Genomic DNA, 24672 nt, shown 5'->3' with positions numbered 1-24672 from the left:
ACGCCGCCCTGCAAGAGTTCACCGTGCCCCTGGCCGAGCTGGGCAAGAAGGTGCAAGCCTTCACGATGGAAGTCGGCATGAAGGGCATGCAGAACCCTGACGAAGTCGGCGCAGCCGCCGTCGACTACCTGCGTGTGGTCGGCCACATGGTCTACGCCTATTTCTTCGCCCGCATGGCCAAGATCGCCCTGGAAAAGCAAGACTCCGGCGACAAGTTCTACACCGCCAAGCTGGCCACCGCGCGCTTCTACTTCGCCAAGCTGGTGCCGGAAGTTGAAACCGCGATGATCACCGCCAAGGCCGGTCTGAAGCCCCTGATGGAAATGGACGAAGCCCTGTTCTAATCGACAGGTTCTTCAAAGGGAGGCGGGTTCACCCCCCTCCCTTTTCTCTCGTTTCCTACACACCACTGAAGTTCCCCTAGGAGAGAACATGAGTCAATTCAATGTGCGCAAGGTGGCCGTGCTCGGCGCCGGCGTGATGGGTGCCCAGATTGCGGCCCACCTGGTCAACGTCAAGGTGCCGGTCGTGTTGTTCGACCTGCCCGCCAAAGAAGGCCCGAAGAACGGCATCGTCACCAAGGCCGTCGAAAACCTCAAGAAGATGAAGCCGGCCCCCCTGGGCGTGGCCGAAGACGCCGCTCTGATCCAGCAAGCCAACTACGAAGAGCACCTCGAAGAGCTGCGTGGCTGTGACCTGATCATCGAAGCCATCGCCGAGCGTCTGGACTGGAAGGAAGATCTGTACAAGAAGATCGCGCCCTTCGTCAACGACAAGGCCATCCTGGCCACCAACACCTCCGGCCTGTCCATCACGGCCATGGCCAACGTTCTGCCTGAGCAGCTGCGTTCGCGCTTCCTGGGCATCCACTTCTTCAACCCCCCCCGCTACATGCACCTGCTGGAGCTGATCCCCACGGAGTTCACCGCTCCCGAGGTGGTCGACCAGCTGGAAACCTTCTCGGCCTCCGTGGTCGGCAAGGGCGTCATCCGCGCCTACGACACCCCCAACTTCATCGCCAACCGCGTGGGCGTGGCCGGCATGATGCTGACCTTCCGCGAAGTCGAGCGTTCGGGCCTGGGCTATGACATCGTTGACGACCTGACCGGCAAGAAGCTGGGCCGTGCCTCTTCGGCCACCTTCCGCACCGCCGACGTCGTGGGTCTGGACACCATGAACCACGTCATCAAGACGCTGCAAAACGGTGCACGTGACGATGTGTTCTCTGGCGCGTTCGAGACCCCGGCTGCCTTGACCAAGCTGCTGGAGCTGGGTAACTTCGGTCAAAAGACCAAGGCCGGTTTCTTCAAGAAGGTCGGCAAGGACATACTGCAGTTCAATGCAGCCACGGGTGAGTACGTCGCCGCCGGCGGCAAGTGCGACAAGGAAGTCGCCGAGATCCTGAAGAAGCCCGCTGCCGAGCGTCTGAAGGCGCTGCGCGAGTCCACCAACCCGCAAGCCCAGTTCGTGTGGGCCATCCTGCGCAACGGCTTCCACTACGCTGCCGTCACGCTGGAGTCCATCGCCGAGTCCGCTCGCGACATCGACTTCGCCATGCGCTGGGGCTTCGGCGCCAAGCAAGGCCCCTTCGAGCTGTGGCAAGAAGCTGGCTGGAAGCAAGTGGCGGAATGGGTGAAGGCCGACATCGACGCGGGCAAGGCCCTGTCGTCGGCGCCGCTGCCCGCCTGGGTGTTCGACGGCCGCGAGGGTGTGCACACCGCCGAAGGCTCTTGGTCGCCCAAGGCTGGCAAGTACGTGCCCGTGCGCGATCTGCCCGTCTACAAGCGTCAGTACTTCCGCGAAAGCGTGCTGGGCTCCAACGCCCCGAACGCCGCCACCGCGGGCAAGACCCTGTTCGAAGACGCCTCCATCCGCCTGTGGACCCTGGACGACGAAGTGGTCATCGCTTCGATCAAGTCCAAGATGCACACCATCAGCGAAGGCGTGACCAATGGCCTGGCCAAGGGTCTGGAAATCGCCGAAGCCGGCTACAAGGGTCTGGTGATCTGGTCGCAAGACGGCCCGTTCTCGGCCGGTGCCGACCTGCAGTCCATGATGCCTGCCTTCATGAGCGGCGGCGGCAAGGCCGTGGCTCCGTTCGAGAAGGCCCTGCAAGACTTCATGCTGAACCTGCGCTACAGCAACGTGCCGAGCGTGGCCGCTGTGCACGGTCTGGCGCTGGGTGGTGGCTGTGAACTGGCTGTCCACGCCTCCAAGCGCGTGGCCGCCATGGAAAGCTATGTGGGTCTGGTCGAAGTCGGCGTGGGTCTGATCCCCGGCGGCGGTGGCCTGGCTTACTTGGCCCGCCGTGCAGCCGAGCTGCTGGAGCCGTCCAAGGGCGTGTCCGGCCAGATCGGTGGCGAGCTGATGGGCTTCATCAAGGAAGGCTTCCAGGCTGCGGCCATGGCCAAGGTCGCGACCTCCGCCATCGAAGCCAAGAAGTTCGGTTACCTGATCGACGGTGACGTGATCGTGGCCAACAAGGACGAGCTGCTGTATGTGGCCATCGCCCAGGCCAAGGCCATGTTCGAGTCCGGCTACCGCGCTCCGGCCAAGAAGCTGTTCCCGGTCGCCGGCCGCAACGTGAAGGCCACGCTGCAGTCGTCGCTGATCAACATGCGTGACGGTGGCTTCATCTCGCAGCACGACTACTACATCAGCTCGTGCATCGCCGACGTGCTGACCGGCGGTGACGTCGATGCCGGCACCCTGGTGAGCGAGGAATACCTGCACGCCCTGGAACGCAAGCACTTCTGCACGCTGCTGGACAACCCCAAGACGCAAGAGCGCATCATGGGCATGCTGTCGACCGGCAAGCCTGTCCGCAACTGATCGATCGGAGACAAACACATGTCTAAACAACTTCGTGACGTTTACGTCGTCGCTGCCACCCGTACCCCGATCGGCAAGTCTGGCCGCGGCGTGTTCAAGAACACCCGTCCGGACGATCTGCTGGTGGCCACCATCAAGAACGCCCTCAAGCAGGTTCCGACCCTGGATCCGGCTGCCATCGAAGACGCCATCGTCGGCTGCGCGATGCCTGAAGGCGAACAGGGCATGAACGTGGCCAAGATCGCCACGCTGCTGTCGGGCCTGCCCAAGACCGTGGCCGGTGCCACCGTGAACCGCTTCTGCGCGGCCGGTATCACCGCCGTGTCGATGGCCGCTGACCGCATCCGCGTCGGCGAAGCCGAAGTCATGATCGCCGGTGGCGTCGAGTCGATGTCCATGGTTCCCATGGGCGGCTCCAAGCCTTCGTTCAACCCGGCTGTGGTGAACCTCGACGAGAACGTCGGCATCGCCTACGGCATGGGCATGACCGCCGAGAAGGTGGCCGAGCAGTGGAAGGTGACCCGCGAAGAGCAGGACGCTTTCGCCGTGGAATCGCACCGTCGCGCCATTGCCGCCCAACAGGCTGGCTGGTTCGATGCCGAAACCACCCCGATCGAAGTCGAAGTGCGCACGCCCAACCTCGAAACCGGCGAAGTGACCGTCACCAAGAAGGTCATCACCCGTGACGAAGGCGCCCGTCCTGACACTTCGATGGAAGGTCTGGCCAAGCTGCGTCCCGTGTTCGCGGCCAAGGGTTCGGTCACGGCCGGTAACTCGTCGCAAACCTCTGACGGCGCTGGCTGCCTGATCCTGGCTTCGAAGGAAGCCTGCGAGAAGTACGGCTTGACCCCGCTGGCCAAGTTCGTGGCCTTCGCCGTCAAGGGCGTGCCGCCCGAGATCATGGGCATCGGTCCGATCGAAGCCATCCCCAAGGCTCTGGAATACGCCGGCCTGAAGGCCTCCGACATGGACTGGGTGGAGCTGAACGAAGCGTTCGCCGCGCAATCTCTGGCCGTGCTGAAGGACCTGGACAGCAAGGGCCACGTGCTGGACCGCGCCAAGGTGAACCCGATGGGCGGCGCGATCGCCCTGGGTCACCCCCTGGGCGCGACCGGCGCCATCCGTGCGGCCACCGTGGTGCACGGTCTGCGTCGCACCGGCGGCAAGTACGGCATGGTGACGATGTGCATCGGCACCGGCCAAGGCGCTGCCGGCATCTTCGAGCGCGTGGACAGCCTGTGATCGGCCCTGTCGCGTTCAACGCCTGAGAAAGCCCGCCCTCGTGCGGGCTTTTTCTTGAGAGTGGTATGGAACACCTGACGCTTCACACCGACGATGGCCACACGCTGGCCGCCCGCTGTTACCGACCGGCCGATGCGTCGGTGGCGGTGCAGCGCGCGGTCATCCTCGCGCCAGCGCTGGGCGTGCCTCAGTCGTTCTACGAGCGCTATGCCCGCTGGTTGAGCGACCATGGCTGCATCGTCTACACGCTGGACTGGCGCGGCATGGGGGCCTCGGCGCCGGCCGATCTGCGTCGCTACCGCGCCAAGCTGATCGACTGGCCGCTGCACGATGCGCCGGCGATCATGCAGTGTGTCGTGAGCCAGCATCCGGAGCTGCCCATCAGCTGGTTTGGCCACAGCATGGGCGGCATCCTGTATGGCCTGATGCCGAAACTGCCGCAGATCGACCATGTGGTCACGCTGGGCAGCGGCAGCGGCCATATCTCCCAGCTGGCGCGGCCGCTGCGCTACGGCATGCTGCTGTTCTGGCATGTGATCGTGCCGCTGAGCGTGGCGCGGCATGGCTACTTTGCCGGCAAGCGCATCAACGCGGTGGCCGACCTGCCGCGGGGCATCGTGGGGCAGTGGAAGCGCTGGTGCGCGTCACCGGACTTTTGCTGCATCGAGGGGCCGCATGTGCGCGAGGCCTATGCGGCCGTGCGCCAGCCCATCACCTCGGTGCTGTTCACCGATGACAAGATGGCACACCGGCGCGGGGTGGAGGCCATCCACCGCCTCTACACTGGGACGTCGGTGCGCTACCTGACCCTGCATCCCAAGGATGTGGGGGCGGCCTCGGTGGGCCACTTCGATTTCTTTCACACGCGCACTGGCCCCAAGGGCTGGGCGCACAGCTTGGCGTGGTTGGGGGTGTCTCCTGCTGCGCCGGCTGCTTCCTGAACTCCTTTTCCGTTCGCGAGGACCACACCATGACCGACGCCATTTTGTCGAACCGCGAAGGCGGCATCCTGACCCTGACCTTCCACCGGCTGGACAAGAAGAACGCCATCACGCGCGCCATGTACACGGCGCTGGCCGAGGCGCTGGAAGCCGCTGCCACCGATGACACGGTGCGCGTGGCCGTGATCCAGGGGGATCCAAGCTGCTTCACGGCGGGCAACGACCTGATGGACTTCCTCAGCAACCCGCCCGACATGAGCCCGGGGGCCGAGCCCGCACCGGTGGTGCGCTTCCTCGCCATCCTGCGCGACTTCCCCAAGCCGCTGATCGCGGCCGTGGCCGGTCCGGCCGTGGGCATTGGCACCACCTTGTTGCTGCACTGTGACCTGGTCTATGCCGGTGACAACGCCGGCTTCAGCCTGCCGTTCGTGAACCTGGGCCTGTGCCCGGAAGCGGGCTCCAGCCTGCTGTTGCCGCAGATCGTGGGCTACCAACGTGCCGCGGAAAAGCTGCTGTTCGGCGAGCCCTTCTCGGCCGAAGACGCCCTGGACATGGGCCTGGTCAACCGCGTGCTGCCCCCGACCGAGGTCAATGCCTATGCACAGGCTCAGGCGGCCAAGCTGGCGGCCAAGCCGGCCACCTCGTTGCGCGTGACCAAGGCCCTGATGCGTCAGAGCAACCACGAGGCGCTGCACGCGGTCATGCTGGCCGAGTTGCAGCAGTTTGGCAGCCTGTTGACCGGCCCGGCGACCAAGGAGGCCATCAGCGCCGTGATGGAAAAGCGCAAGCCGGACTTCTCCAAGTGTTGAACGTTGGATGATCTGGATCAAGGCTGAGGGCGAGGGGCGGGTGGTGAGCGGGTCATAATCGTCCGATGGTGCGTCCCGCGCCGTCTGTGGATGAAGGCCCTTGTTCCTGTCGCAACTGCCCCCTGATGTGATCCAGCCCGTGCTAGAGGCTTTGCCGATGCCCGTGTTCTTCAAGGACCGGGCCGGCATCTATCGGGGGTGCAACCAGGCCTTTACCACCTTGCTGGGACTGAGTCCGGCCGATGTGCTTGGCAAGTCGGTGTTCGACCTGTCGCCCCCCGACCTGGCCCAGGTCTATTTCGAGGCCGACGAGGCTTTGATGAGTGCAGGGCAAGACCAGCGCTACGAGTCGCAGGTGCAGACCCCGTCCGGGCAGCGCCTGGATGTGATTTTCTACAAGTCGGTGCTGCGCGACACCGAGGGCCGGATCAGCGGCCTGGTGGGGACCATCCTCGACATCAGCGAGCGCAAGCGCATGGAGCGGCAACTGGCCGAGATGGCCACGCTTGACCCTCTGACCGGCCTGATGAACCGGCGGGCCATCCTGTCACACCTGGAGCGTCTGCACGATGACCGGCGCAGCCAGCGTCAGCCGCTGTGTCTGCTCATGTGTGACGTCGATCACTTCAAGTCCATCAATGACCGCCATGGCCATGCGGTGGGCGATGAGGTGCTCGTGCAAGTGGCACAGTTGCTGCGCCAGCATTTGCGCGACGGCGATCAGGTTGGACGTATTGGCGGCGAGGAGTTTTTGGTGGTGCTGCAGAGCACCGAGCCCGAGCGACTGACCCAGGTGGGGGAGCGTCTGAGGCAGGTGGTCGCGGCGCACCCTTTGTTGAGCATGGAGACGACGTTTTCGGTGACGCTCAGCATTGGCGCCGCGCGCAGCTTGCGCGCCGATGAGGACTGGGCCAGCGTGGTGTCGCGCGCCGATCAGGCCTTGTATGTGGCCAAGCGCACAGGCCGTGATCGCGTGGTGATGGCCGACAGCGAACCGCAGCGACAGTTGCTGCACAAGGACTGGCACAAGCAGCTGTGACCCAGCTGGCCCATGTTTGCGCCAGCGGTCCTGCAGTCCTCAGCTCTCGCTCTGGAAGCCGCCTTGGCGGAAGGTCAGCACCAGCGTGTCACGCCAGCCATGGCCGTCGAGCGGCTGGATGGGGGATGTTTCGTGGATCACGCGCTCGTCGTCGAGCAGCACGGTGCTCCAGGGGCTTTGTAGCGTGAAACGCACCCCGCGCGGCCCCTCGGCTTCGAAGACGCGGGTCTCGCCGCCCTTGATGGCATGGCGCTCCAGCATCAGCACGGCCACGAAATCGACCCCATCGCGGTGGGCGCCTTCCGGCGTGGGGCGGCCAATGCCTCCGGCGGTGTCGACGCGGAACTGGTGCGCCTCGATGAACCACATCGGCACCGGCTTGGCCTGGGCCAGCAATTGACCGATCTGGCGCAGCAGAGCCTGCCACAGCGGGTGCGCGCAGATGGCCGGGTCGACTGGCTCGAACCAGCGTTCAAAGCCACCGTGCAGGGCGTTGTAGGTGACGGGCTGCCAGTGCGCGCGGTGCGGGGTCTGCACCAGTTCGCCGGTGGCGGTGTCCAGCGTGAAGCAGCTGTGGCGGCGGAAGCGGTAGGCCCCGCCGTCGCGCAGGTGCGTGTCCGGCGGCAGGTCGGACCAGCTCGCGTGCACGGTGTCGGCCGCAGCGTGGTCGGCGTGCAGCCAGCTCAGCAGGTCTTCAGGCTGGATGACGGCCCAGCCTTGCTCGCGCAAGGCGGCTGCGGCCAGGTGGGGGGGCGTGGAGATCAGGGCGTCCATGACGGGATGCTCTCACAGACGCGGTGCCCGACACAGCGGAGCGGGCTTGCGCCGCATCAAGCTTGTTCAGGATGGATGGGGCGGGGCTTGCCGTCCAGGTCGATGGCCACGTAGGTGATGTTGGCCTCGGTGACCTTGAAAAGCTGCGGCTGGCTGGGGTTGCGCTCGGCCCAGACTTCCATGTGCACGGTGATGGAGGTGCGGCCGATCTTCTCGACGCGGCCATACAGCGAGACCACATCGCCCACCGACACGGCTTGTTTGAAAGTGAACTGGTTGACCGCCACGGTGGCGATGCGCCCGCGCGAAACGATGCCCGGCAGGATGGAGCCGGCCAGGTCCACCTGGGCCATGATCCAGCCGCCAAAGATGTCGCCATTGCCGTTGGCATCCGAGGGCATGGGCACCACGCGCATCAGCAACTCCATTTCGGGGTGCAGATCCGGGGGACACATGAGGACATTGGGCTTGGGCGTGAGGGTCATGATCAATCAGGGTCGACAATCGACGTTTCGAACTCAATCAGGCATTGTTCCAGAATGCGACGCTACGCTTCGCCGCCCGCCGGTGAAAACCCGCACTCCGTCACAGATCAACCCCGCTCCGAGCGCGACACGCTGGCCCGCTTGTGGCCTTATCTGTGGGCTTACAAGGGCCGCGTGATGCTGGCGCTGGCCTTCATGGTGGGCGCCAAGCTGGCCAATGTGGGCGTGCCCCTGTTGCTCAAAGACCTGGTGGACACGCTGGCCCCGAAGGCGGGCGCTGCGCAGGCGCTGTTGGTGGTGCCGGTGGGCCTGTTGGTGGCCTACGGGCTGCTGCGCCTGTCCACCTCGCTGTTCACCGAGTTGCGCGAGCTGGTGTTTGCCAAGGCCACCGAGGGCGCGGCGCGGCGCATCTCGCTGCAGGTCTTCGGTCACCTGCATGCGCTGAGCCTGCGCTTTCACCTGGAGCGCCAGACCGGTGGCATGACGCGCGACATCGAACGCGGCACACGGGCGGTGCACTCGCTGATCTCGTACTCGCTCTACAGCATCATCCCCACGCTGATCGAGGTCACGCTGGTGCTGACCTTGCTGGGGGCGAAGTTCGATGCGGCGTTTGCCTGGATCACCTTGACGGCGCTGGTGGTCTACATCGCCTTCACCGTGACGGTCACGCAGTGGCGCACGCGCTTTCGCCGCGAGATGAATGAGCTGGACTCGAAGGCGCACACGCGCGCGGTGGATTCGCTGTTGAACTACGAGACGGTGAAGTACTTCAACAACGAGGCCTTCGAGACGCGGCGCTATGACGAGTCGCTGGAGCGCCTGCGCCGTGCGGCCCTGAAGTCGCAGCGTTCACTGTCACTGTTGAACACGGGGCAGCAGACCATCATCGCCATCGGTCTGATCGCCATGCTGTGGCGCGCCACCGAAGGCGTGGTGGCCGGTCGCATGACGGTGGGGGACCTGGTCATGGTCAACGCCTTCATGATCCAGCTCTACATCCCGTTGAACTTTCTGGGCGTGATCTACCGCGAGATCAAGCAGTCGCTCACCGACCTGGACAAGATGTTCACGCTGATGACGCGCGATCGAGAAGTGGCCGATGCGCCCGATGCGCGGCCGCTGCTGCTCAAGGGGCCGCCCTCGGTGCGGTTTGACCAGGTGCAGTTCGCTTACGACCTGAACCGGCCCATCTTGCACGACCTGAGCTTCGAAATCCCGGCGGGGCAGACGGTGGCGGTGGTGGGGCCTTCGGGCTCGGGCAAGTCGACGCTGGCGCGCCTGCTGTACCGTTTTTATGACGTGCAGGGCGGGCGCATCACGGTCAATGGTCACGATGTGCGCAGCTTGACACAGGACAGCCTGCGTCGCCACATCGGCATCGTGCCGCAGGACACGGTGCTGTTCAATGACACAGTGGCCTACAACATCGCCTACGGCCGGCCGGATGCCACGCACGACGAGGTGGTGGCCGCGGCCCAGGCAGCACGCATCCACGATTTCATCAGCGGCACGCCCAAGGGCTACGACACCATGGTGGGCGAGCGGGGCCTGAAGCTGTCGGGCGGCGAGAAGCAGCGTGTGGCGATCGCGCGCACGCTGCTGAAGAACCCGCCGGTGCTGGTGTTCGACGAGGCGACCTCGGCGCTGGACTCGGCCAACGAGCGCGCCATCCAGGCCGAACTGGCCGCGGTGGCGCAGGGCAAGACGGTGCTGGTGATCGCGCACCGCCTGTCCACCATCGTGCACGCGCACGAGATTTTGGTGATGGAGCACGGGCGCATCATCGAGCGCGGCACGCACCCGCATCTGTTGGCGGCCAATGGGCGTTATGCCGAGATGTGGCGGCTGCAGCAGGCGGGGCAGGCATGAGGTCGATAGGCGAGGCCGGTCCGTGCTGTCGCCCTGCACACGCAAGGAGGAGGCGTCCATGAGCACCCACGAACCCATGCCGGACTCGGTTGCGGGCGGCCTGCCCCCCCTGGGCACCTTGGTGCCCGCCGTGGTCGAGCTGGCCGAGGTGGCGGGCGACGACATCATGGCCATCTACCGTGCGGGACCGTCTGCGGTGACGCACAAGGCCGATGACAGCCCCTTGACCGCGGCCGACCTGGCGGCCCACGCGCGCATCGTGGCCGGCTTGCGGCAGCTGACCCCCGCCATTCCGGTGGTGTCGGAAGAAGGCTGCGTGCCGGACGAGGGCGCGCGTGCTGCACCGGTATTCTGGCTGGTCGATCCGCTGGACGGCACCAAGGAGTTCGTGGCGCGCAATGGCGAGTTCACGGTCAACATCGCCCTGATCACGCAAGGGCGACCGGTGATGGGTGTGGTGACCGTGCCGGCTCAGGGGGTGAGCTACTGGGGGGCGATGGGGGAGGGGGCCTACCGGCGTCACGCGGGCGAGATGCAGGCGCAGCGCTTGCACGTGGCGGTGCCGCGCGAGGCCGGTCGCCCACTGCGCGTGATGGCCAGCAAACACCACTTCCATGAGGACACGCGAGCCTTGATTGCCCGCATGGGGGCGCATGAACTGGTGCAGGCCGGCAGCTCGCTGAAGTTCTGTCGCATTGCCGAAGGCGTGGCCGATGTCTATCCCCGCCTGGGGCCGACCTGCGAGTGGGATACGGCGGCTGCGCAGGCGGTGGTCGAAGCCGCCGGCGGCCACGTCTGCACGCTGCAGGGTGAGCCGCTGCGTTACGGCAAGGCCGAGGTGTTGAACCCGGACTTTGTCGTGTCGGCCGTGCCGCTGGCCGAGCTGCTGCGCGACTGAGGGGCGTCAGCGAGCGCCCCTGTGTGCGCCCGCTCAGTTCTTGTCATTCACATTGATGAAGGGCACGGCGCCCGAAGTCACATTGGGCAGCTTGCCATCCCATTTGCGGATGGCTTCGCGCTCGTTTTCGATGCGGCGCAGCGCGAGCAGGTCGGGCGTGATCTGCTGGCGCTGCAGCGCCAGGGCTTCGGCCTCGGCGCGGGCGCTGGCGACCTTCTGCTTGGCCTCGACCTCGATGCGCTGCAGGTCACGTTCGGCCTTGAGCTTTTCCTGTTCGGCTTTCACCTTCAGCTCGATCGCCTCCGAGAAGGAGCGCGAGAAGGCGAAGTTGACGATGGCGAACTCGTCGAGCAACAGGCCGTGGCGGGACATCTTGTCGCGCAGCAACTGGCCGATGGCTTCGCGCACCTCGGTGCGGTGGCTGACCAGCTCCTCGGCGGTGAAGCGGGCGGTCACGGCCTTCACGGCTTCTTGGGCGGCGGGGATGATGATGCGGTCGGCCGCGATGTCGGTGCTGGGGCCGATGTTGCGGAAAACATTGACCGCCTGCTTGGGGTCCAGGTGGTAGTTGATGGCGATGCGGGTGTGCACCGACTGCAGGTCCTTCGAGGCGGCGTCGCCTTCGCCCTCACCCTTTTGCAGGCGTACGTCCATCGTGTGCATGGCCTGGGCCAGCGGGATCTTGAAGTGGATGCCGGGTCCGTAGACCTGTTCGTCGGGTTTGCCGAAGGTGGTTTTGACGCCACGCTCGCCGGCCGAAATCACCACGACGGGGCTCAGCGTCCACAGGCCGAACAGCACGGCGCCACCGATGAGCAAGGTGCGGATGATGGTGCGGCCGCCGGAGCGGGGATTCAGGTCTGCCATGCAAAGTCCTCTGGGCGGGATAGCGCTGTGTGGGAAGGGGGTGAATGGCAAACATTGTGGCGCAGGCACGGGCGCTCGGGACGCACGCCGAAGGGGGATGAGGGCGAGGGGGCGACGTTTGCCGGGCTGGACGCAGAAATGAGAAAATCGTTTCTCTTTCCCGTCTTCTCTCTGCACCCGAGCGGCCCGCCATGACCACGACCTCCCCCCAGACCTTGACCCTCACTCGCCCCGACGACTGGCACCTGCATGTGCGCGATGGGGAGGCGATGGCCGCGGTGGTGCCGGCCACGGCGCGTCAGTTCGGCCGCGCCATCGTGATGCCCAACCTGCGCCCGCCGGTGACGACCGCCGAGCAGGCCATCGCCTATCGCGACCGCATCCGTGCCGCCGTGCCCGCCGGCCTGTCGTTCGAGCCGCTGATGGTGCTTTACCTGACCGACAACACCCCCGCCGAGGAAGTGGCGCGCGCCAAGGCCATGGGCGCTGTGGCCTTCAAGCTCTACCCAGCGGGCGCCACCACCAACAGCGACGCCGGTGTGACCGACCTGCGCAAGACCTACAAGGTGCTGGAAGCCATGCAGCGCGAGGGCCTGGTGTTCTGCGTGCACGGCGAGGTCACCGACAGCGAGATCGACGTGTTCGACCGCGAAAAGGCCTTCATCGACGACAAGCTGATCCCGCTGCGCCGCGACTTTCCTGAACTGAAGATCGTCTTCGAGCACATCACGACCAAGGAAGCCGCGCAGTATGTGACCGAGGCCGACCGCTTCGTGGGTGCCACCGTCACGCCGCAGCACCTGCTCTACAACCGCAATGCCATCTTCATGGGCGGGATCCGGCCGCATTACTACTGCCTGCCCATCCTCAAGCGCGAAGAGCACCGCGTGGCCCTGGTGCAGGCCGCCACCAGCGGCAGCCCGAAGTTTTTCCTGGGCACCGACAGTGCGCCGCACGCCTCGCACCTGAAGGAACATGCCTCGGGCTGCGCCGGCTGTTACACCGCCCCGTGCGCCATCGAGTTGTATGCCGAGGCGTTTGAGACGGCGGGGGCGCTCGACAAGCTGGAAGCCTTTGCCAGCTTCTACGGCGCCGATTTCTACGGGCTGCCGCGCCACACCGACACCATCACACTGGTGCGTGAAGACTGGGTGGTGCCCGAGTCGCTGCCGTTTGGCGAAGCCGAGATCAAGCCGCTGCGGGGCGGCGAGACGCTGCACTGGCGTCTGCGCTGAGCACCAGCTGCGGCGGCCGGCCGGGCCGCTGCTCAGGCGACAGGGGCGCCGCCGGGCAATGCCTGGAGGTCATCCGCGGGGGCTGTGCGCGTCGGCCGCGGCATCGAGGGTGTTGTGCAGGGCTGTGAGGCCATGGAAGACCATCATGCTGTGGTGCACCATGACGTCGAGCCCGTAGGCGAACCCACCCTGGGCCCAGGTGCGCGCCAGACTCAGCAGGGCGCCGTTGAGGGCCGCTGCGGTCAGCTCCAGCTCGAGGCCATGGCGGGAGAGATTGGGATGCAGGCGCTCCAGCAGAAGCAGCATGCGGGCCTGGAAGGCCTGCGCCGCATGGTTCGGGCGCACGGCGTCGAGGTCCTCGATCACGCTGGCGTCGATCAGCATGATGCGCGCGCGCCGCGGATCGGTCTGCAGGAAAGCCAGCCAGGCCCGCAGTGAGGCTTCGACCTGCTGCAGCGGTGAGAGGTGGGCCGTCTCGGCCGTCGGCAGCGTCAGGCGTGCCAGCTCATCGCGCAGCTGTTCGTGCACCGCATCGAACAGCAGGCGCAGCGACTTGAACGACTCGTAGAAATAGCGCTCGGTCAGGCCGGCGGCATCACAGATGTTGCGCACCGTCGTGTGGTGGTAGCCCTGCTGGCCGAAGACCGCCAGCCCTGCCGCCAGCAGTCGCGCCCGCCTCTCCTGGCGACGGGCTTCGGCTTTCACGCCGCCATAGGGGCGGGTCACGACTGTGGGGCGTTTGGAGGAGGCGAGGGCCGAGGACATGGCGGCAGGCGTCAGGAGCGTGCCGCATTGTGGCCCAGGCCTGCGGTGCCGCCCCCTGAGGCAATCCCTGTCAACGGGGGGCCTCAGGGGCTGTCAATGGACGCTCAGGCAGGCAGGTAGCCTTCGACCGACAGGTAGCGCTCGCCCGTGTCGTAGCAGAAGCCCAGCACGCGGCTGCCAGCGGGCAGTTCGGGCAATTTCTGGGCGATGGCCGTCAGGGTCGCGCCCGACGAGATGCCCACGAGCATGCCTTCTTCGCGGGCAGCACGGCGGCCGTATTCGCGGGCGTCTTCGGCATCGACCAAGATGACGCCGTCGAGCAGGCTGGTGTCGAGGTTGCCCGGGATGAAGCCGGCGCCGATGCCCTGGATGGGGTGGGGCGAGGGCTGGCCACCCGAGATGACGGGCGAGGCCTTGGGCTCAACCGCATAGACCTTCAGGCTCGGCCAGGCGGCCTTGAGCACGCGGGCGCAGCCGGTCAGGTGGCCGCCCGAGCCCACGCCGGTGATCAGCACGTCCAGGCCTTCGGGGAAGTCGGCCAGGATTTCCTGGGCGGTGGTGCGGGCGTGCACCTCGACGTTGGCGGGGTTGTCGAACTGCTGTGGAATCCAGCTGCCGGGAAGGGTGTCACGCAGCTCCTGGGCACGGGCGATGGCGCCCTTCATGCCCTTTTCGCGCGGGGTCAGGTCGAAGCTGGCGCCGTAGGCCAGCATCAGACGGCGGCGTTCGATGGACATGCTGTCAGGCATGACCAGGATGAGCTTGTAGCCCTTGACGGCGGCCACCATGGCCAGGCCGATGCCGGTGTTGCCCGAGGTGGGCTCGATGATGGTGCCGCCCGGCTGCAGGGCGCCGCTGCGCTCGGCGTCTTCGACCATGGCCAGGGCGATGCGGTCCTTGATGGAGCCGCCGGGGTTGGCGCGCTCGGCCTTGATCCAGACTTCGTGGCCGTTGAACAGGCGGTTCATGCGCACGTGCGGGGTTTGGCCAATCGTTTCGAGGATGTTCTGGGCTTTCATGAAGGGCCTTCCGTTGAAATTCCGTTGAAAGAGAGGAGTGCCTAGCCGGCAAAGACATACAACTTACACGATGTGCCGGCTCAGGTGAGAATAGGGTGTATGGATTATTTCAGTTTGGGCGCGGCGTGGCGCCGTCTGTGGTGGTGTGTGCTGTGCCTGATTCCGCTGTGGGGCGCATCGACGGCGTTGGCACAGACGTTTTTGCCGGTGGACGAGGCGTTCCGCCTGGAGGTGCGCGCGTCCGGGCCGCGAGCCGTGCAGGTGTCCTTCGTGCAGGCGCCAGGGGTGTACCTGTACCGCGAGCAGATGACGGCCACTTGGCGTGCCGCGGGTGGGGCTGAACAGGCGCTGGGCTGGGACCTGCCCCCGGCCGAGTCGAAGTTCGATCCCAATTTCGAGAAAACGATGGAGGTCTACCACCAGAGCATCCAGGGCGGGCTGACCTTGCCGGCGGATGCGAGGGGAGAGGCCGTGCTGACCTTGGGTTACCAGGGCTGCGCCGATGCCGGCATCTGCTACCCCCCTCAGAAGCGCACCTTCAAGGTGAGCCTGGATGCGCAGGGTCTGGTGAGCTCGGTTCAACCCTTCGCGGCTGACGCGGCGGGTGGTCGCGCGGGTGGCGGCGGGCTGTTCGCGGGCGTGGTGGGGACTGGGGGTGGTGCGGCCGCCACGGCCGGGTCGTCCGACGGGGGGATCCGCCAAGCGCTGGCCAGTGGCAGCGTCTGGGTGATCGTGCCCGCTTTCTTGTTGGCCGGCGTGCTGCTGTCGCTGACACCCTGCGTGCTGCCCATGGTGCCCATCCTGTCGTCCATCATCGTGGGCCAGAAGGACCGGGTGAGCCGCGGTCGCGGTTTTGCACTGGCGCTGGCCTACTCGCAGGGCATGGCGCTGGTCTACACCGCCTTGGGTGTGGCGGCTGGCTTGTTGGGTCAGGGCTTGGCCGCGTACCTGCAGCACCCCTGGGTGGTGCTGGCCTTTGCCACCTTGATGGTGCTGCTGGCCTTGTCGATGTTCGGTCTGTATGAGTTGCGCCTGCCGGTGGCGGTGCAAAGCTGGTTGGGTGAGGGCACGCGCCACCTGCCGGGCGGGCGCTTTGTCAGCGTGTTCGCGATGGGCGTGGTCTCGGCCTTGATCGTGAGCCCTTGCGTGTCGGCCCCGCTGGCCGGGGCGCTGCTCTACATCAGCCAGACCCGCGACGTGGTGCTGGGCGGCACGGCGCTGTATGCCATGGCCTGGGGCATGAGCCTGCCCTTGCTGCTGGTGGGCCTGTCGGCGGGCAGCCTGCTGCCGCGCACCGGGCCGTGGATGACAGCCGTGAAAGCGGTGTTCGGTGTGTTGATGCTGGGGATGGCCCTGTGGGTGGCCCGGCCCGCCTGGCCTTATGTGCAGACGCAGTGGCTGGGGCAGCCCGCAGCCAGCACGGCGCACCAGAGCGTGCTGCCCTTCGAGCGCGTGCGCTCGGTGGCCGAGCTGGACGCCGCCCTGGCGCGCGCCCAGGCCGATGGGCAGCCGGTGATGCTGGACTTCTATGCCGACTGGTGTACCTCGTGCATCGAGATGGAGCGCGAGACCTTCTCCGACCCGCTGGTGCAGGATCGCCTGCGTGGGGTCGTGCTGTTGCAGGCTGACGTCACGCTCAACAGTGCCGAAGACCGTGCCTTGCTTCAGCGCTTTCAGCTGTTTGGCCCGCCGGGCCTGATCTTCTTCGACGCGCAGGGCCGCGAATTGGGCGAGGCGCGGGTGATCGGCTTCCAGGCCCCGCAGGCCTTCCTGCGCAGCCTTCAGAACGCTGGACTGTGAGTACTTGATGAACCCTGATTCACGACAACTGTGGCGCGGTCCGATGTGGGCCTTGTCGGTGCTGCTCGCCACCTTGGGCATGCTGGGGCCGTTCACCATCGACACCTATCTGCCGGCTTTCTCGGGCATTGCGGCCGATTTGCAGGCCACGCCGCTGCAGATCCAGCAGACCCTGTCGGCCTACCTGTTCGCGTTCGCTTTCATGAGCCTGTTCCATGGCGCGCTGTCCGACAGCTTCGGGCGCCGTCCGGTGGTGCTGACCGGGGTGACGGTGTTCACGCTGGCCTCGGTGGGTTGCGCGCTGTCCACCGACATCACGCACTTGATCTTTTTCCGTGCCTTGCAGGGGCTGTCCACCGGAGCGGGCATCGTGGTCTCGCGCGCCGTGATCCGTGACATGTTCCCGCCGGCCGATGCGCAACGGGTCATGTCGCAGGTGACCCTCTTTTTTGGCGTGGCACCAGCCATCGCGCCGATGATTGGCGGCTTCCTGTACGCGCATGCGGGCTGGCATGCGGTGTTCTGGTTCCTTTCCGGGGTCGGTGTGTTGCTGTGGGTCAGCAACTGGTTCTTGCTCCCCGAGACCTTGCACGTGTCGCAGCGGCAGACCCTTTCGGTCAAGCACCTGATGCGCGGTTACTGGCAGCTGGGCACCAACCCGCGCTTCCTGTTGCTGGCGCTGGCCAGCGGCATCCCCTTCAACGGCATGTTCCTGTACGTGATGTCGGCGCCCACCTTCCTGGGTGAACACCTCCAATTGGCACCCACCCAGTTTTTCTGGTTCTTTGTGTGCTCCATCAGCGGCATCATGGGTGGGGCATGGCTGAGCGGCCGACTGGCGGGCCGCATCCGCCCCGAGCGCCAGGTGCGCATCGGACTGACCATCATGCTGACGGTGTCCGTATTGAACCTGGGCGCCAACCTCCTGTTCAAGGCCCACGTGAGCTGGTCCCTGTTCCCGATAGGCCTGTACTCGCTCGGCTGGGCCATGATGACCCCGGTGGTCACGCTGATGGTGCTGGACCTGTTCCCCGAGCGACGCGGTATGGCCGCTTCCATGCAGGCATTCGTCGCAGGCTCCGCCAACGGTTTGGTCGCAGGGGTCTTGGCCCCACTCGTGATGCACAGCACGGTCGGGCTGGCCTTTGCCGCTTTGTTGCTGATGATGGTGGGCTTGATTGCCTGGGGTGTGCTGCAGCGGCGATAATGTGCGGGTGAAGTCAGCCAGACCGCCGCTGGTGCAAGGCCCGAAAGGGCGCACTGGAGGAAGGTCCGGACTGCACAGGGCAGCGTAGGAGGTAACACCTCTCCACCGCGAGGTGAGGATCAGAGCAACAGAGACGAGCCGATTCAGTTCGGGTGAAACGGGCAATCTCTACGCGCAGCAACACCAAATAGGCACACGTTGACCTGGCCCGGGGAGTGTGCGGGTAGGTGGCATCGAGCCGCTCTGGCGACAGGCGGCCCAGAGGAATGGCGGTCACGGTTCAGCGTCGCGAGACACGGAACTGCACAGAATCCGGCCTATCGGCTGACTTCACACTTATTTTTCCCAACGTCAGGGTCAAGTTGGGGCTCTCATCTGCCGAAAACAAGGCGTATGCCGGAGACTTCGACCATGTTGCCCACGCTTGCTTTCCCGCGCTTGACCGCTCTGGCCCTGGCCTGGGCGGCGGGTTTTGGCCTGGCGCTGCCCTCCGCAGCGGTACATGCCGCCGAGGCACCAACGCCTGCTGAAGCGGGCGCCTCCAAGAGCCTGCGCCCGACGCTGTCCAAACCGCCGCAGTTCTTCCAGCGCAAGGAGGCCACCAAGGCCCCCGCGAAAGAGTCTGCCAAGCAGGAGGCTCAGGGCGTGTCGATGAGTGAGCTGGCCGACATGATCGACAAGAAGATCGCCGAGGTGGCGGCCCAGCGGGCTGCGGCGCCGGTGGTGAAGGTCAAGACCCCGGCATCGACTTCGCGTACCCCACGTGCCACGGCCGCTGCGAGGGGCGCCGCCGCTCTGGCGAGCGCGCCAGACCCCATGCAGCAGCGTCTGCTCATGGGCCGAGAGATCGACTGGGCTTACAGCGGGGCGACCGGGCCGGACGCCTGGGGTCAGCTCAAGCCCGCCTACCGCCAGTGCATGCTGGGCAAACGTCAGAGCCCCATCGACATCCGTGATGGCCTGCCGGTGCACCTCGACCCGATCCAGTTCGATTACCGTCCGACGCGCTTTCGCGTGATCGACACCGGTCGCACCGTGCAGGTCAATCTGGACCTGGGCAACAGCATCACGGTGATGGGGCAGCGTTACGAGCTGGTGCAGTTCCATTTCCACCGCCCCAGCGAGGAGCGGGTGAACGGCCGGGCCTACCCGATGTCGGCCCACCTGCTGCACAAGAGCCCGTCGGGGCAGTATGCGGTGGTGGCCGTGCTGCTGGATCAGGGCGAGCCCCATCCGCTGGTCCAGCAGGTCTGGAACAACCTGCCCTTGGAGAAGTTCCAGGAGCTGGCCGCTCAGGCGCCCATGGACCCGAGCCAGATCCTGCCCGCACAGCGCCACCAGTACTACACCTACATGGGCTCACTCACCAGCCCGCCGTGCACGGAAAACGTGCTGTGGATGGTGATGAAAGAGCCCGTCACGGTGTCGATCGAACAGATTGGCATCTTCCACCGTCTCTACCCGATGAACGCGCGGCCAGTGCAGCCCACCGCCGGGCGCCTCATCAAAGAGGGGATGTGAGCCCCAAAAGGCTCAGTACACCCGACCGCCTTTGATCTGGGCGTGGGTGCGCCGGGTCAGCTCGGTGGCCTTGGCCATTTGCGCCATGGCGTGACCGGCGTGGGCGTGGCAGATCGCCAGGCCCAGCGCGTCCGAGGCGTCGTTGTTCGGTTCGCGCGGCAGATTCAGCAGGCGCATCACCATGTGGCGGATCTGTGCCTTGGCCGCGTGACCATGGCCCACCACGGCCTTTTTCATCTGCAGTGCGGTGTATTCGGCCACGCTGGGGTGACCGGGCGCGGACAGCAGGCCGGCGATGGCGGCACCGCGGGCCTGACCCAGCAGCAGCGTGGACTGCGGGTTCACGTTGACGAACACGATTTCGACCGAGGCCTGCTCGGGCTCGTAGCGGGCCACGACCTCGCGCACGCCTTCAAAGATCAGTTTCAAGCGCGAGGGCAGGTCGCCCTGTGCGGCTTCCTTGGTCTTGATGGTGCCGCTGGCCACGTAATGCAGGCGGGGGCCTTCCGATTCGATGATGCCGAAACCGGTGGTCTGCAGGCCGGGGTCGATGCCGAGGATTCTCATGAGGCCCACAGGATAACCGGCCGCGCGGGGCGTCAGTGGGGCTCGCGTGTGGGGACGCTCAGACCGGCCCTCGCAATGCGGCGGCAATCGTGGGCCACACCGCCTGGTGGGACTGGCGGAACCAGTCGATGTGGCCCAGGCTCTTCAGGCCATGCGCGGCGGGCTGGATGCGCACGGCCTGCTTCGGTGCGACGGGGAAGGTGCGCAGCAGGTCGGCCACCGTGGCGTCGGTGGCGATGTCGTCATCCGTGGCGTGCAGCACCGTGATGGGGGTGCGCACCTGGGGGTGGAAGTCGCGCTCAGGTTGATGGCGAACAGCGTTGGTGGCATAGCCACCTGCGGCGCACCACTGCCCCCATTGCAGTCCCACCTGGGCGGGCAGGTTCTCGCCCAGCCCCACCGCAGCGGTGGGCGCGTAGCCTTTGACCAACACGCCCAGCGGGATCACGCCCCGCAAACCGAACCAGGCTTTCACCCGAAAGCCCGGACGCATGCCGCGCAGCCAACCCGTCGAGGCCGACACGCCCACCAGGCGGGCGACGCGGTGGTGGTTGGGCAGCAGCCCGAGCATCTGGCCACCCGCACTGTGGCCCAGCAGCAAGACCTGTTCGCTGCCGGTGCGCTGCAGCAGCCATTCCAGCGCGGCGACCTGATCCTGTTGGCCCCACTCCGCCAGGGTGGCACTACAGTGCTTCAGCGGGCCATGCAGCGACAGGCCAATGCCCCGGTAGTCGAACACCAGCACGTCATGGCCCTGCTTGGCCAGCCAGTGCACGAAGCGCAGGTAGTAGTGTTGCTTCACGCCGGTGGCCGGGCTCAGCAGCACCGGCAGGCCTGCGGGGGCGTCTGGGTGGCAGCGCACGAAATGGCCGTGCAGGCGCACGCCGTCGGCGCAGGTGATCTCGACGCGTTCAGCGCCAACGTTGGAGGAGGTGCGGCTCATGCGGAGATCTCAGCGAGATGGGTGGTCGTCCAGGTGCTGCACATGGCGCAGCCAGCGGGCCACGGTGTGCAGTTCCTCGTCAGAGAAGCCTTCGTACAGGCGGGTGTTGATGCGTTTGAGCGCCTGCCTCAGGGGCGGGAGCTGGGTGCGGCCGGCGTCTCGCAGCCAAACGCGCTGGGTGCGGGCGTCGTCGGGGCAGGGGCGGCGTTGCACCCAGTGCAAGGCTTCCATGCGCTGGATCAGGCCGGAGACGGCCGAGGGGGCCAGGTCCAGCAACTCGGCGAGTTGGCCCATGGTGGCGCCATCGGCTTTGGCGAGCGCAAACAGCGCGCCACTCTGGGCCGGGGTGGGGGCGTTGCTGTCGCCGCTGGCATGGGTGGCCCACGCCTGTTGCGCGGTCATCCATTGCTGGAGGCGGCGCTGGGCGCTGTTGAGCAGGAAGATCAGGCGGGGGCGGTCGGCCATGGTGCAGGCAAGGGTTGTTTCGCATGCGAAGTATATGTTTGTTTCGCGTGCGAAGCAAATGATCGGGGGCGGCTGTCTCGCTGTGGAGGTGAGGGTTGTTCGCCCTGTGATACGGGGTGATGAAGGCATACAGTGGGGTTGCGCCGCGCGGTGCGATCTCGGGCGCAGTGGCCTGTTGGGTGTGCGACTTCGGTTCTGAGGGATGCGAGGCGATGAGCCTGCGGAATGGGTGCAAGACAGGAGTGTGACGATGACATTCATGGGCGACGCCACAGCAGGGGCGCTGCTGGCCATCAGTGGCTTTTTGATCGTGTTGACCATCAGCTTCATGGTGGGGGACCGGCTGCGCCCCACCTGGGGGTTGAGGTGGTTTGGTTTGGCCATGGCGATGACGGTCTTGCGGGCAATCGGCTCCGCGTCGACGCTCTCGGTGCAGCCGGCATGGCCGATGGTGGCGGCCTGTCTCGCCGCCTTGAACCTGGCGGCTTTGTATGTGGGGGTGCGGGCTTATCTCGGGCAGTCCGTGCGTGCCCCCTGGATCTGGCTGGCCGGTGGGGTCGGGGTGTGGTTCGGTCTGCGTTGGCTGATGGAGGTCCTGGGCCTGCGAGCCATGGCGGGGCCGTGGGCCTCGGGCGTGATGTTCGCCTACCTCGCCTTCTTGTGTGTGCGCCGCATGCGGTCGTTTGCAGGCGGCGCCTATGTGCTGGCGGCGGCCGTCTTCTTGTTGCACCCGGTGCTGGTGTTGGGCGTCGGGCCTCTGCTGGTGGACCCCCACATGAGCGGCCTGCGAGCCTGGGGCGTCATGGGCACGGCCGTGGTGGGCCTGGGCTTGTTGATGGCCTCGATGGGACGGCTGCGCCTGGAGTTGGAGCGGGAGATCGCCAGACGCCGCCAGGCCGAGGCGTCGCTGAGGGAGGCCAATGCGTCGCTGGAAGTGCGCGTGAAAGACCGCACCGCCGAGTTGGAGGAGATCGTCAGCGATCTGGAGTCCTTCAACCGCATGGTGTCGCACGACCTGCGGGGACCCTTGGGTGGTGTGCGGGGGCTGACGGAGATCTGCATTCAGCGCCTGAAAGAGGGCGACCACGAGCGCGTGCTGAATTACCTGGAAGTCATCCAGCGCGAGTCGGATCGACTGGGTCAACTGGTGAGCCAGTTGCTCCTGCTGGCCAGGGTCACGCATGTCCAGCTGGACCGTCAGGACACCGAGCTGCGTGCGGTGCTGGAGCAGGCACTCGACACGCTGCGCCTCAGTCACGGTGCCGAGGTCGTTGCCTGTGTCCAGGCCGATCCGTTGCCGAGGGCGCGGGTGGACGTGGTGCTGCTGCAGCAGGTGTTCGTCAACCTGGTGGGCAACGCCATCAAGTTCGCGGGGGGGCGTGCACGCCCCGAGGTGCGGGTCCGTTCCGATGTGGGCTCAGGCTCGATTCAGGTGGAAGTCCGCGACAACGGGCCAGGTTTCCGCCCCGAGCAGGCGCAGCAACTTTTTCAGCCCTTCAAGCGCTTGCACGGCCCGGAGGTGGAGGGCAGCGGCATTGGGCTGACGATCGTGCGGCGCATCGTCGAACGCCACGGTGGCACCTGCTGGGCTGAAGGGCGCCCGGGTGATGGCGCCAGCTTTTTCTTCAGTCTGCCCGCCTGAGGCCAGGTACCTGATCCCAGCCTCAGGCCACATTGTGTGCGGCCGCATGAAAAAAGGCCCCGAAGGGCCTTGGTACAGCTGCCGGCGCAGGCCAGGGGCCCACGCCGATCCGTGAGGGATCAGTGACGGAAGTGACGCGTGCCGGTGAAGACCATGGCAATGCCACGCTCGTCGGCTGCAGCGATGACTTCGTCGTCGCGCATCGAACCACCCGGATGGATCACGCAGGTTGCACCTGCATCGACCACCACATCCAGACCGTCGCGGAACGGGAAGAAAGCGTCCGACGCCACGGCGGTGCCTTGCAGGCTCAGACCCGCGTGCTGGGCCTTGATCGAGGCAATGCGTGCGGAGTCCAGACGGCTCATCTGGCCGGCGCCCACGCCCATGGTCATGCCGTCCTTGCAGAACACGATGGCGTTGCTCTTGACGAAGCGGGCCACGGTCCAGGCAAACAGCATGTCCTTCATTTGCTGCTCGGTGGGCTGCAGCTTGGTCACGACCTTGATGTCGCCGACGATGTCGATGTTGTCAGCCGATTGCAGCAGCATGCCGCCGCCCACACGCTTGAAGTCCAGGGCGTTGCCCAGCTTGCGGGTGGCGTCGTCCAGCGGCACTTCCAGCAGACGCACGTTCTGCTTCGAGGCATAGGCAGCACGGGCCGCATCGGTGAACTTCGGCGCGATCACCACTTCCACGAACTGCTTGTTGGCGTTGATGGCGTCGATCACGTCCACGTCCACCACGCGGTTGAAGGCCATGATGCCGCCGAAGGCCGAGGTCGGGTCGGTCTTCAGAGCCTGGGTGTAGGCCTGCAGCGGACCGGCGCCCACGGCCACGCCGCAGGGGTTGGCGTGCTTGATGATCACGCAAGCCGGGGCTTCAAAGGCCTTCACGCATTCCCATGCGGCATCGGCGTCGGCGATGTTGTTGAAGGACAGCTCCTTGCCTTGAATCTGCGTCCAGTTGGCCAGGGTGCTGACCACGGAAGCGGCTTCGCGGTAGAACGCGGCCGACTGGTGTGGGTTCTCGCCGTAACGCATGCCCTGCACCTTGTGCAGCTGCAGGTTGTAGACGGCGGGGTACTCGGCCTTGGCGGGCACGGCTTCGGTGGCCAGTTCGGCCCCGGCTTCCAGCGAAGTCAGGTAGTTGGTGATCATGCCGTCGTAGGCGGCGGTGTGGGCGAACACCTTCTTGGCCAGCATGAACTTGGTCGAACGGGTGATGCCGTCGGCCTTCATCTCCGACAGCACCTGTTCGTAGTCCACCGGGTCGATGATCACGGCTACGTCCTGCCAGTTCTTGGCCGCAGCGCGCAGCATGGTGGGGCCGCCGATGTCGATGTTCTCGATGGCGTTTTCCAGCGTGCAGTCGGCCTTGGCGGTGGCCTGGGCGAAGGGGTAGAGGTTGACGACCAGCATGTCGATGGTGTCAATGCCGTGTTCCTTCAGCGCGGCCATGTGCTCGGGCAGGTCGCGGCGGGCCAGGATGCCACCGTGCACGCGCGGGTGCAGCGTCTTGACGCGGCCGTCCAGCATTTCAGGGAAGCCGGTGATTTCCGACACCTCGGTCACGGGCAGGCCCTTTTCGGCCAGCAGCTTGGCGGTGCCGCCGGTGGACAGCAGGCGCACGCCCTGGGCGTTCAGCGCCTGGGCAAATTCAACGATGCCGGTCTTGTCGGACACGGACAGCAAGGCGGTCAAGGCCATGGGGTCTTCCTTCAGTTCAAAGATCGTGGGGATGCAAAAA

22 protein-coding genes and 1 other RNA gene are annotated in these 24672 nt (G+C 66.0%); 14 read left to right on the top strand and 9 right to left on the bottom strand.

Annotation, left to right across the window (positions count from 1 at the left end; genetic code table 11):
• The 6 genes from RBT42_RS06490 to RBT42_RS06465 all read left to right on the top strand — a co-directional run.
• Nucleotides 1–344: acyl-CoA dehydrogenase C-terminal domain-containing protein (locus RBT42_RS06490; RefSeq protein WP_320363285.1), on the top strand; the 344-nt coding region annotated here is incomplete at its 5' end.
• An 88-nt stretch (nt 345–432) separates the two neighbouring features.
• Nucleotides 433–2832, top strand: coding sequence for a 3-hydroxyacyl-CoA dehydrogenase/enoyl-CoA hydratase family protein (locus RBT42_RS06485; protein WP_320363283.1), 2400 nt, complete (start codon nt 433–435; stop codon nt 2830–2832).
• A gap of 18 nt (nt 2833–2850) precedes the next feature.
• Nucleotides 2851–4074 carry an acetyl-CoA C-acyltransferase gene (locus RBT42_RS06480; protein WP_320363281.1) on the top strand — a complete coding sequence of 408 codons (1224 nt, stop codon included), beginning with the start codon at nt 2851–2853 and terminating at the stop codon, nt 4072–4074.
• Between the two features lie 65 nt (nt 4075–4139).
• Entirely contained in the window at nt 4140–5015 is an 876-nt protein-coding gene (locus RBT42_RS06475; RefSeq protein ID WP_320363278.1) for an alpha/beta fold hydrolase, read from the top strand.
• 29 nt (nt 5016–5044) lie between these two features.
• A complete protein-coding gene (locus tag RBT42_RS06470; RefSeq protein ID WP_320363276.1) occupies nt 5045–5824 on the top strand; it encodes an enoyl-CoA hydratase in 780 nt (259 codons plus the stop codon).
• 100 nt (nt 5825–5924) lie between these two features.
• Nucleotides 5925–6863 carry a diguanylate cyclase gene (locus RBT42_RS06465; RefSeq protein ID WP_320363274.1) on the top strand — a complete coding sequence of 313 codons (939 nt, stop codon included), beginning with the start codon at nt 5925–5927 and terminating at the stop codon, nt 6861–6863.
• A gap of 39 nt (nt 6864–6902) precedes the next feature.
• Here the strand turns inward: RBT42_RS06465 and RBT42_RS06460 are convergent, their stop codons facing one another.
• Together RBT42_RS06460 and RBT42_RS06455 are read right to left on the bottom strand one after the other, a co-directional pair.
• Nucleotides 6903–7637 (bottom strand): 2OG-Fe dioxygenase family protein, encoded by a 735-nt coding sequence (locus RBT42_RS06460; RefSeq protein WP_320363273.1) that lies wholly within the window; start codon nt 7635–7637, stop codon nt 6903–6905.
• Between the two features lie 56 nt (nt 7638–7693).
• Nucleotides 7694–8122, bottom strand: a complete 429-nt coding sequence (locus RBT42_RS06455) for an acyl-CoA thioesterase (RefSeq protein ID WP_320363271.1) — start codon at nt 8120–8122, stop codon at nt 7694–7696.
• A 54-nt stretch (nt 8123–8176) separates the two neighbouring features.
• On the opposite strand from RBT42_RS06455, the gene RBT42_RS06450 reads away from it, so the two are divergent.
• Both RBT42_RS06450 and cysQ read left to right on the top strand, forming a co-directional pair.
• Nucleotides 8177–9994, top strand: a complete 1818-nt coding sequence (locus RBT42_RS06450; RefSeq protein ID WP_320363269.1) for an ABC transporter ATP-binding protein/permease — start codon at nt 8177–8179, stop codon at nt 9992–9994.
• Between the two features lie 58 nt (nt 9995–10052).
• On the top strand, nt 10053–10892 hold the full coding sequence (gene cysQ, locus RBT42_RS06445; protein WP_320363267.1) for a 3'(2'),5'-bisphosphate nucleotidase CysQ: 840 nt from the start codon (nt 10053–10055) through the stop codon (nt 10890–10892).
• A gap of 33 nt (nt 10893–10925) precedes the next feature.
• Here cysQ and RBT42_RS06440 read toward each other — a convergent pair whose 3' ends face one another.
• Entirely contained in the window at nt 10926–11759 is an 834-nt protein-coding gene (locus RBT42_RS06440) for a prohibitin family protein (RefSeq protein WP_320363265.1), read from the bottom strand.
• Between the two features lie 191 nt (nt 11760–11950).
• On the opposite strand from RBT42_RS06440, the gene pyrC reads away from it, so the two are divergent.
• The gene (gene pyrC / locus RBT42_RS06435) at nt 11951–12994 is read left to right on the top strand and encodes a dihydroorotase (RefSeq protein WP_320363263.1); all 1044 of its coding nucleotides are present in this window, start codon (nt 11951–11953) and stop codon (nt 12992–12994) included.
• A gap of 69 nt (nt 12995–13063) precedes the next feature.
• On the opposite strand, the gene RBT42_RS06430 is transcribed toward pyrC, so the two are convergent.
• Entirely contained in the window at nt 13064–13759 is a 696-nt protein-coding gene (locus RBT42_RS06430) for a TetR/AcrR family transcriptional regulator (RefSeq protein WP_320363262.1), read from the bottom strand.
• A 104-nt stretch (nt 13760–13863) separates the two neighbouring features.
• Nucleotides 13864–14778: a cysteine synthase A gene (gene cysK, locus RBT42_RS06425; RefSeq protein ID WP_320363260.1), complete on the bottom strand. Its 915-nt coding sequence runs from the start codon at nt 14776–14778 to the stop codon at nt 13864–13866.
• 99 nt (nt 14779–14877) lie between these two features.
• Between cysK and dsbD the strand changes: the two genes are divergently transcribed.
• From dsbD to RBT42_RS06405, 4 genes are all read left to right on the top strand, one after another.
• A complete protein-coding gene (gene dsbD / locus RBT42_RS06420; RefSeq protein WP_320363258.1) occupies nt 14878–16578 on the top strand; it encodes a protein-disulfide reductase DsbD in 1701 nt (566 codons plus the stop codon).
• Between the two features lie 7 nt (nt 16579–16585).
• Complete coding sequence (locus tag RBT42_RS06415; protein WP_320363256.1) at nt 16586–17785, top strand: multidrug effflux MFS transporter; 1200 nt, start codon at nt 16586–16588, stop codon at nt 17783–17785.
• Nucleotides 17786–17794: 9 nt separating this feature from the next.
• An RNA gene (gene rnpB / locus RBT42_RS06410) (RNase P RNA component class A) lies at nt 17795–18121 on the top strand.
• Nucleotides 18122–18196: 75 nt separating this feature from the next.
• The gene (locus RBT42_RS06405; protein ID WP_320363254.1) at nt 18197–19306 is read left to right on the top strand and encodes a carbonic anhydrase family protein; all 1110 of its coding nucleotides are present in this window, start codon (nt 18197–18199) and stop codon (nt 19304–19306) included.
• A gap of 12 nt (nt 19307–19318) precedes the next feature.
• On the opposite strand, the gene ruvC is transcribed toward RBT42_RS06405, so the two are convergent.
• From ruvC to RBT42_RS06390, 3 genes are read right to left on the bottom strand one after another with little or no spacing between them, the layout of a single operon-like run.
• A complete protein-coding gene (gene ruvC, locus RBT42_RS06400; protein WP_320363252.1) occupies nt 19319–19873 on the bottom strand; it encodes a crossover junction endodeoxyribonuclease RuvC in 555 nt (184 codons plus the stop codon).
• Between the two features lie 58 nt (nt 19874–19931).
• Nucleotides 19932–20816 (bottom strand): alpha/beta fold hydrolase, encoded by an 885-nt coding sequence (locus RBT42_RS06395; RefSeq protein ID WP_320363250.1) that lies wholly within the window; start codon nt 20814–20816, stop codon nt 19932–19934.
• Between the two features lie 9 nt (nt 20817–20825).
• Nucleotides 20826–21281, bottom strand: a complete 456-nt coding sequence (locus tag RBT42_RS06390; protein WP_320363248.1) for a MarR family winged helix-turn-helix transcriptional regulator — start codon at nt 21279–21281, stop codon at nt 20826–20828.
• A gap of 250 nt (nt 21282–21531) precedes the next feature.
• Between RBT42_RS06390 and RBT42_RS06385 the strand changes: the two genes are divergently transcribed.
• On the top strand, nt 21532–22923 hold the full coding sequence (locus RBT42_RS06385) for a HAMP domain-containing sensor histidine kinase (RefSeq protein WP_320363246.1): 1392 nt from the start codon (nt 21532–21534) through the stop codon (nt 22921–22923).
• Nucleotides 22924–23042: 119 nt separating this feature from the next.
• Here RBT42_RS06385 and purH read toward each other — a convergent pair whose 3' ends face one another.
• A complete protein-coding gene (gene purH / locus RBT42_RS06380; protein WP_320363244.1) occupies nt 23043–24632 on the bottom strand; it encodes a bifunctional phosphoribosylaminoimidazolecarboxamide formyltransferase/IMP cyclohydrolase in 1590 nt (529 codons plus the stop codon).
• Nucleotides 24633–24672 lie beyond the last annotated feature (40 nt).

It is taken from the genome of Aquabacterium sp., from assembly GCF_034003525.1.
GTDB lineage: Bacteria > Pseudomonadota > Gammaproteobacteria > Burkholderiales > Burkholderiaceae_C > Aquabacterium.
The sequence above is the reverse complement of the archived record's forward strand: the minus strand, read 5'-3'. Positions and strand labels throughout refer to the sequence as shown.

Excerpts from the sequence above, each read along its gene's own strand:
- RBT42_RS06485 (WP_320363283.1), top strand. The coding sequence starts at position 433 with ATGAGTCAATTCAATGTGCGCAAGGTGGCCGTGCTCGGCGCCGGCGTG.
- RBT42_RS06480 (WP_320363281.1), top strand. The coding sequence starts at position 2,851 with ATGTCTAAACAACTTCGTGACGTTTACGTCGTCGCTGCCACCCGTACC.
- RBT42_RS06475 (WP_320363278.1), top strand. The coding sequence starts at position 4,140 with ATGGAACACCTGACGCTTCACACCGACGATGGCCACACGCTGGCCGCC.
- RBT42_RS06470 (WP_320363276.1), top strand. The coding sequence starts at position 5,045 with ATGACCGACGCCATTTTGTCGAACCGCGAAGGCGGCATCCTGACCCTG.
- RBT42_RS06460 (WP_320363273.1), bottom strand. The coding sequence starts at position 7,637 with ATGGACGCCCTGATCTCCACGCCCCCCCACCTGGCCGCAGCCGCCTTG.
- RBT42_RS06455 (WP_320363271.1), bottom strand. The coding sequence starts at position 8,122 with ATGACCCTCACGCCCAAGCCCAATGTCCTCATGTGTCCCCCGGATCTG.
- RBT42_RS06450 (WP_320363269.1), top strand. The coding sequence starts at position 8,177 with ATGCGACGCTACGCTTCGCCGCCCGCCGGTGAAAACCCGCACTCCGTC.
- cysQ (WP_320363267.1), top strand. The coding sequence starts at position 10,053 with ATGAGCACCCACGAACCCATGCCGGACTCGGTTGCGGGCGGCCTGCCC.
- RBT42_RS06440 (WP_320363265.1), bottom strand. The coding sequence starts at position 11,759 with ATGGCAGACCTGAATCCCCGCTCCGGCGGCCGCACCATCATCCGCACC.
- pyrC (WP_320363263.1), top strand. The coding sequence starts at position 11,951 with ATGACCACGACCTCCCCCCAGACCTTGACCCTCACTCGCCCCGACGAC.
- RBT42_RS06430 (WP_320363262.1), bottom strand. The coding sequence starts at position 13,759 with ATGTCCTCGGCCCTCGCCTCCTCCAAACGCCCCACAGTCGTGACCCGC.
- cysK (WP_320363260.1), bottom strand. The coding sequence starts at position 14,778 with ATGAAAGCCCAGAACATCCTCGAAACGATTGGCCAAACCCCGCACGTG.
- dsbD (WP_320363258.1), top strand. The coding sequence starts at position 14,878 with ATGGATTATTTCAGTTTGGGCGCGGCGTGGCGCCGTCTGTGGTGGTGT.
- RBT42_RS06415 (WP_320363256.1), top strand. The coding sequence starts at position 16,586 with ATGAACCCTGATTCACGACAACTGTGGCGCGGTCCGATGTGGGCCTTG.
- RBT42_RS06405 (WP_320363254.1), top strand. The coding sequence starts at position 18,197 with ATGTTGCCCACGCTTGCTTTCCCGCGCTTGACCGCTCTGGCCCTGGCC.
- ruvC (WP_320363252.1), bottom strand. The coding sequence starts at position 19,873 with ATGAGAATCCTCGGCATCGACCCCGGCCTGCAGACCACCGGTTTCGGC.
- RBT42_RS06395 (WP_320363250.1), bottom strand. The coding sequence starts at position 20,816 with ATGAGCCGCACCTCCTCCAACGTTGGCGCTGAACGCGTCGAGATCACC.
- RBT42_RS06390 (WP_320363248.1), bottom strand. The coding sequence starts at position 21,281 with ATGGCCGACCGCCCCCGCCTGATCTTCCTGCTCAACAGCGCCCAGCGC.
- RBT42_RS06385 (WP_320363246.1), top strand. The coding sequence starts at position 21,532 with ATGACATTCATGGGCGACGCCACAGCAGGGGCGCTGCTGGCCATCAGT.
- purH (WP_320363244.1), bottom strand. The coding sequence starts at position 24,632 with ATGGCCTTGACCGCCTTGCTGTCCGTGTCCGACAAGACCGGCATCGTT.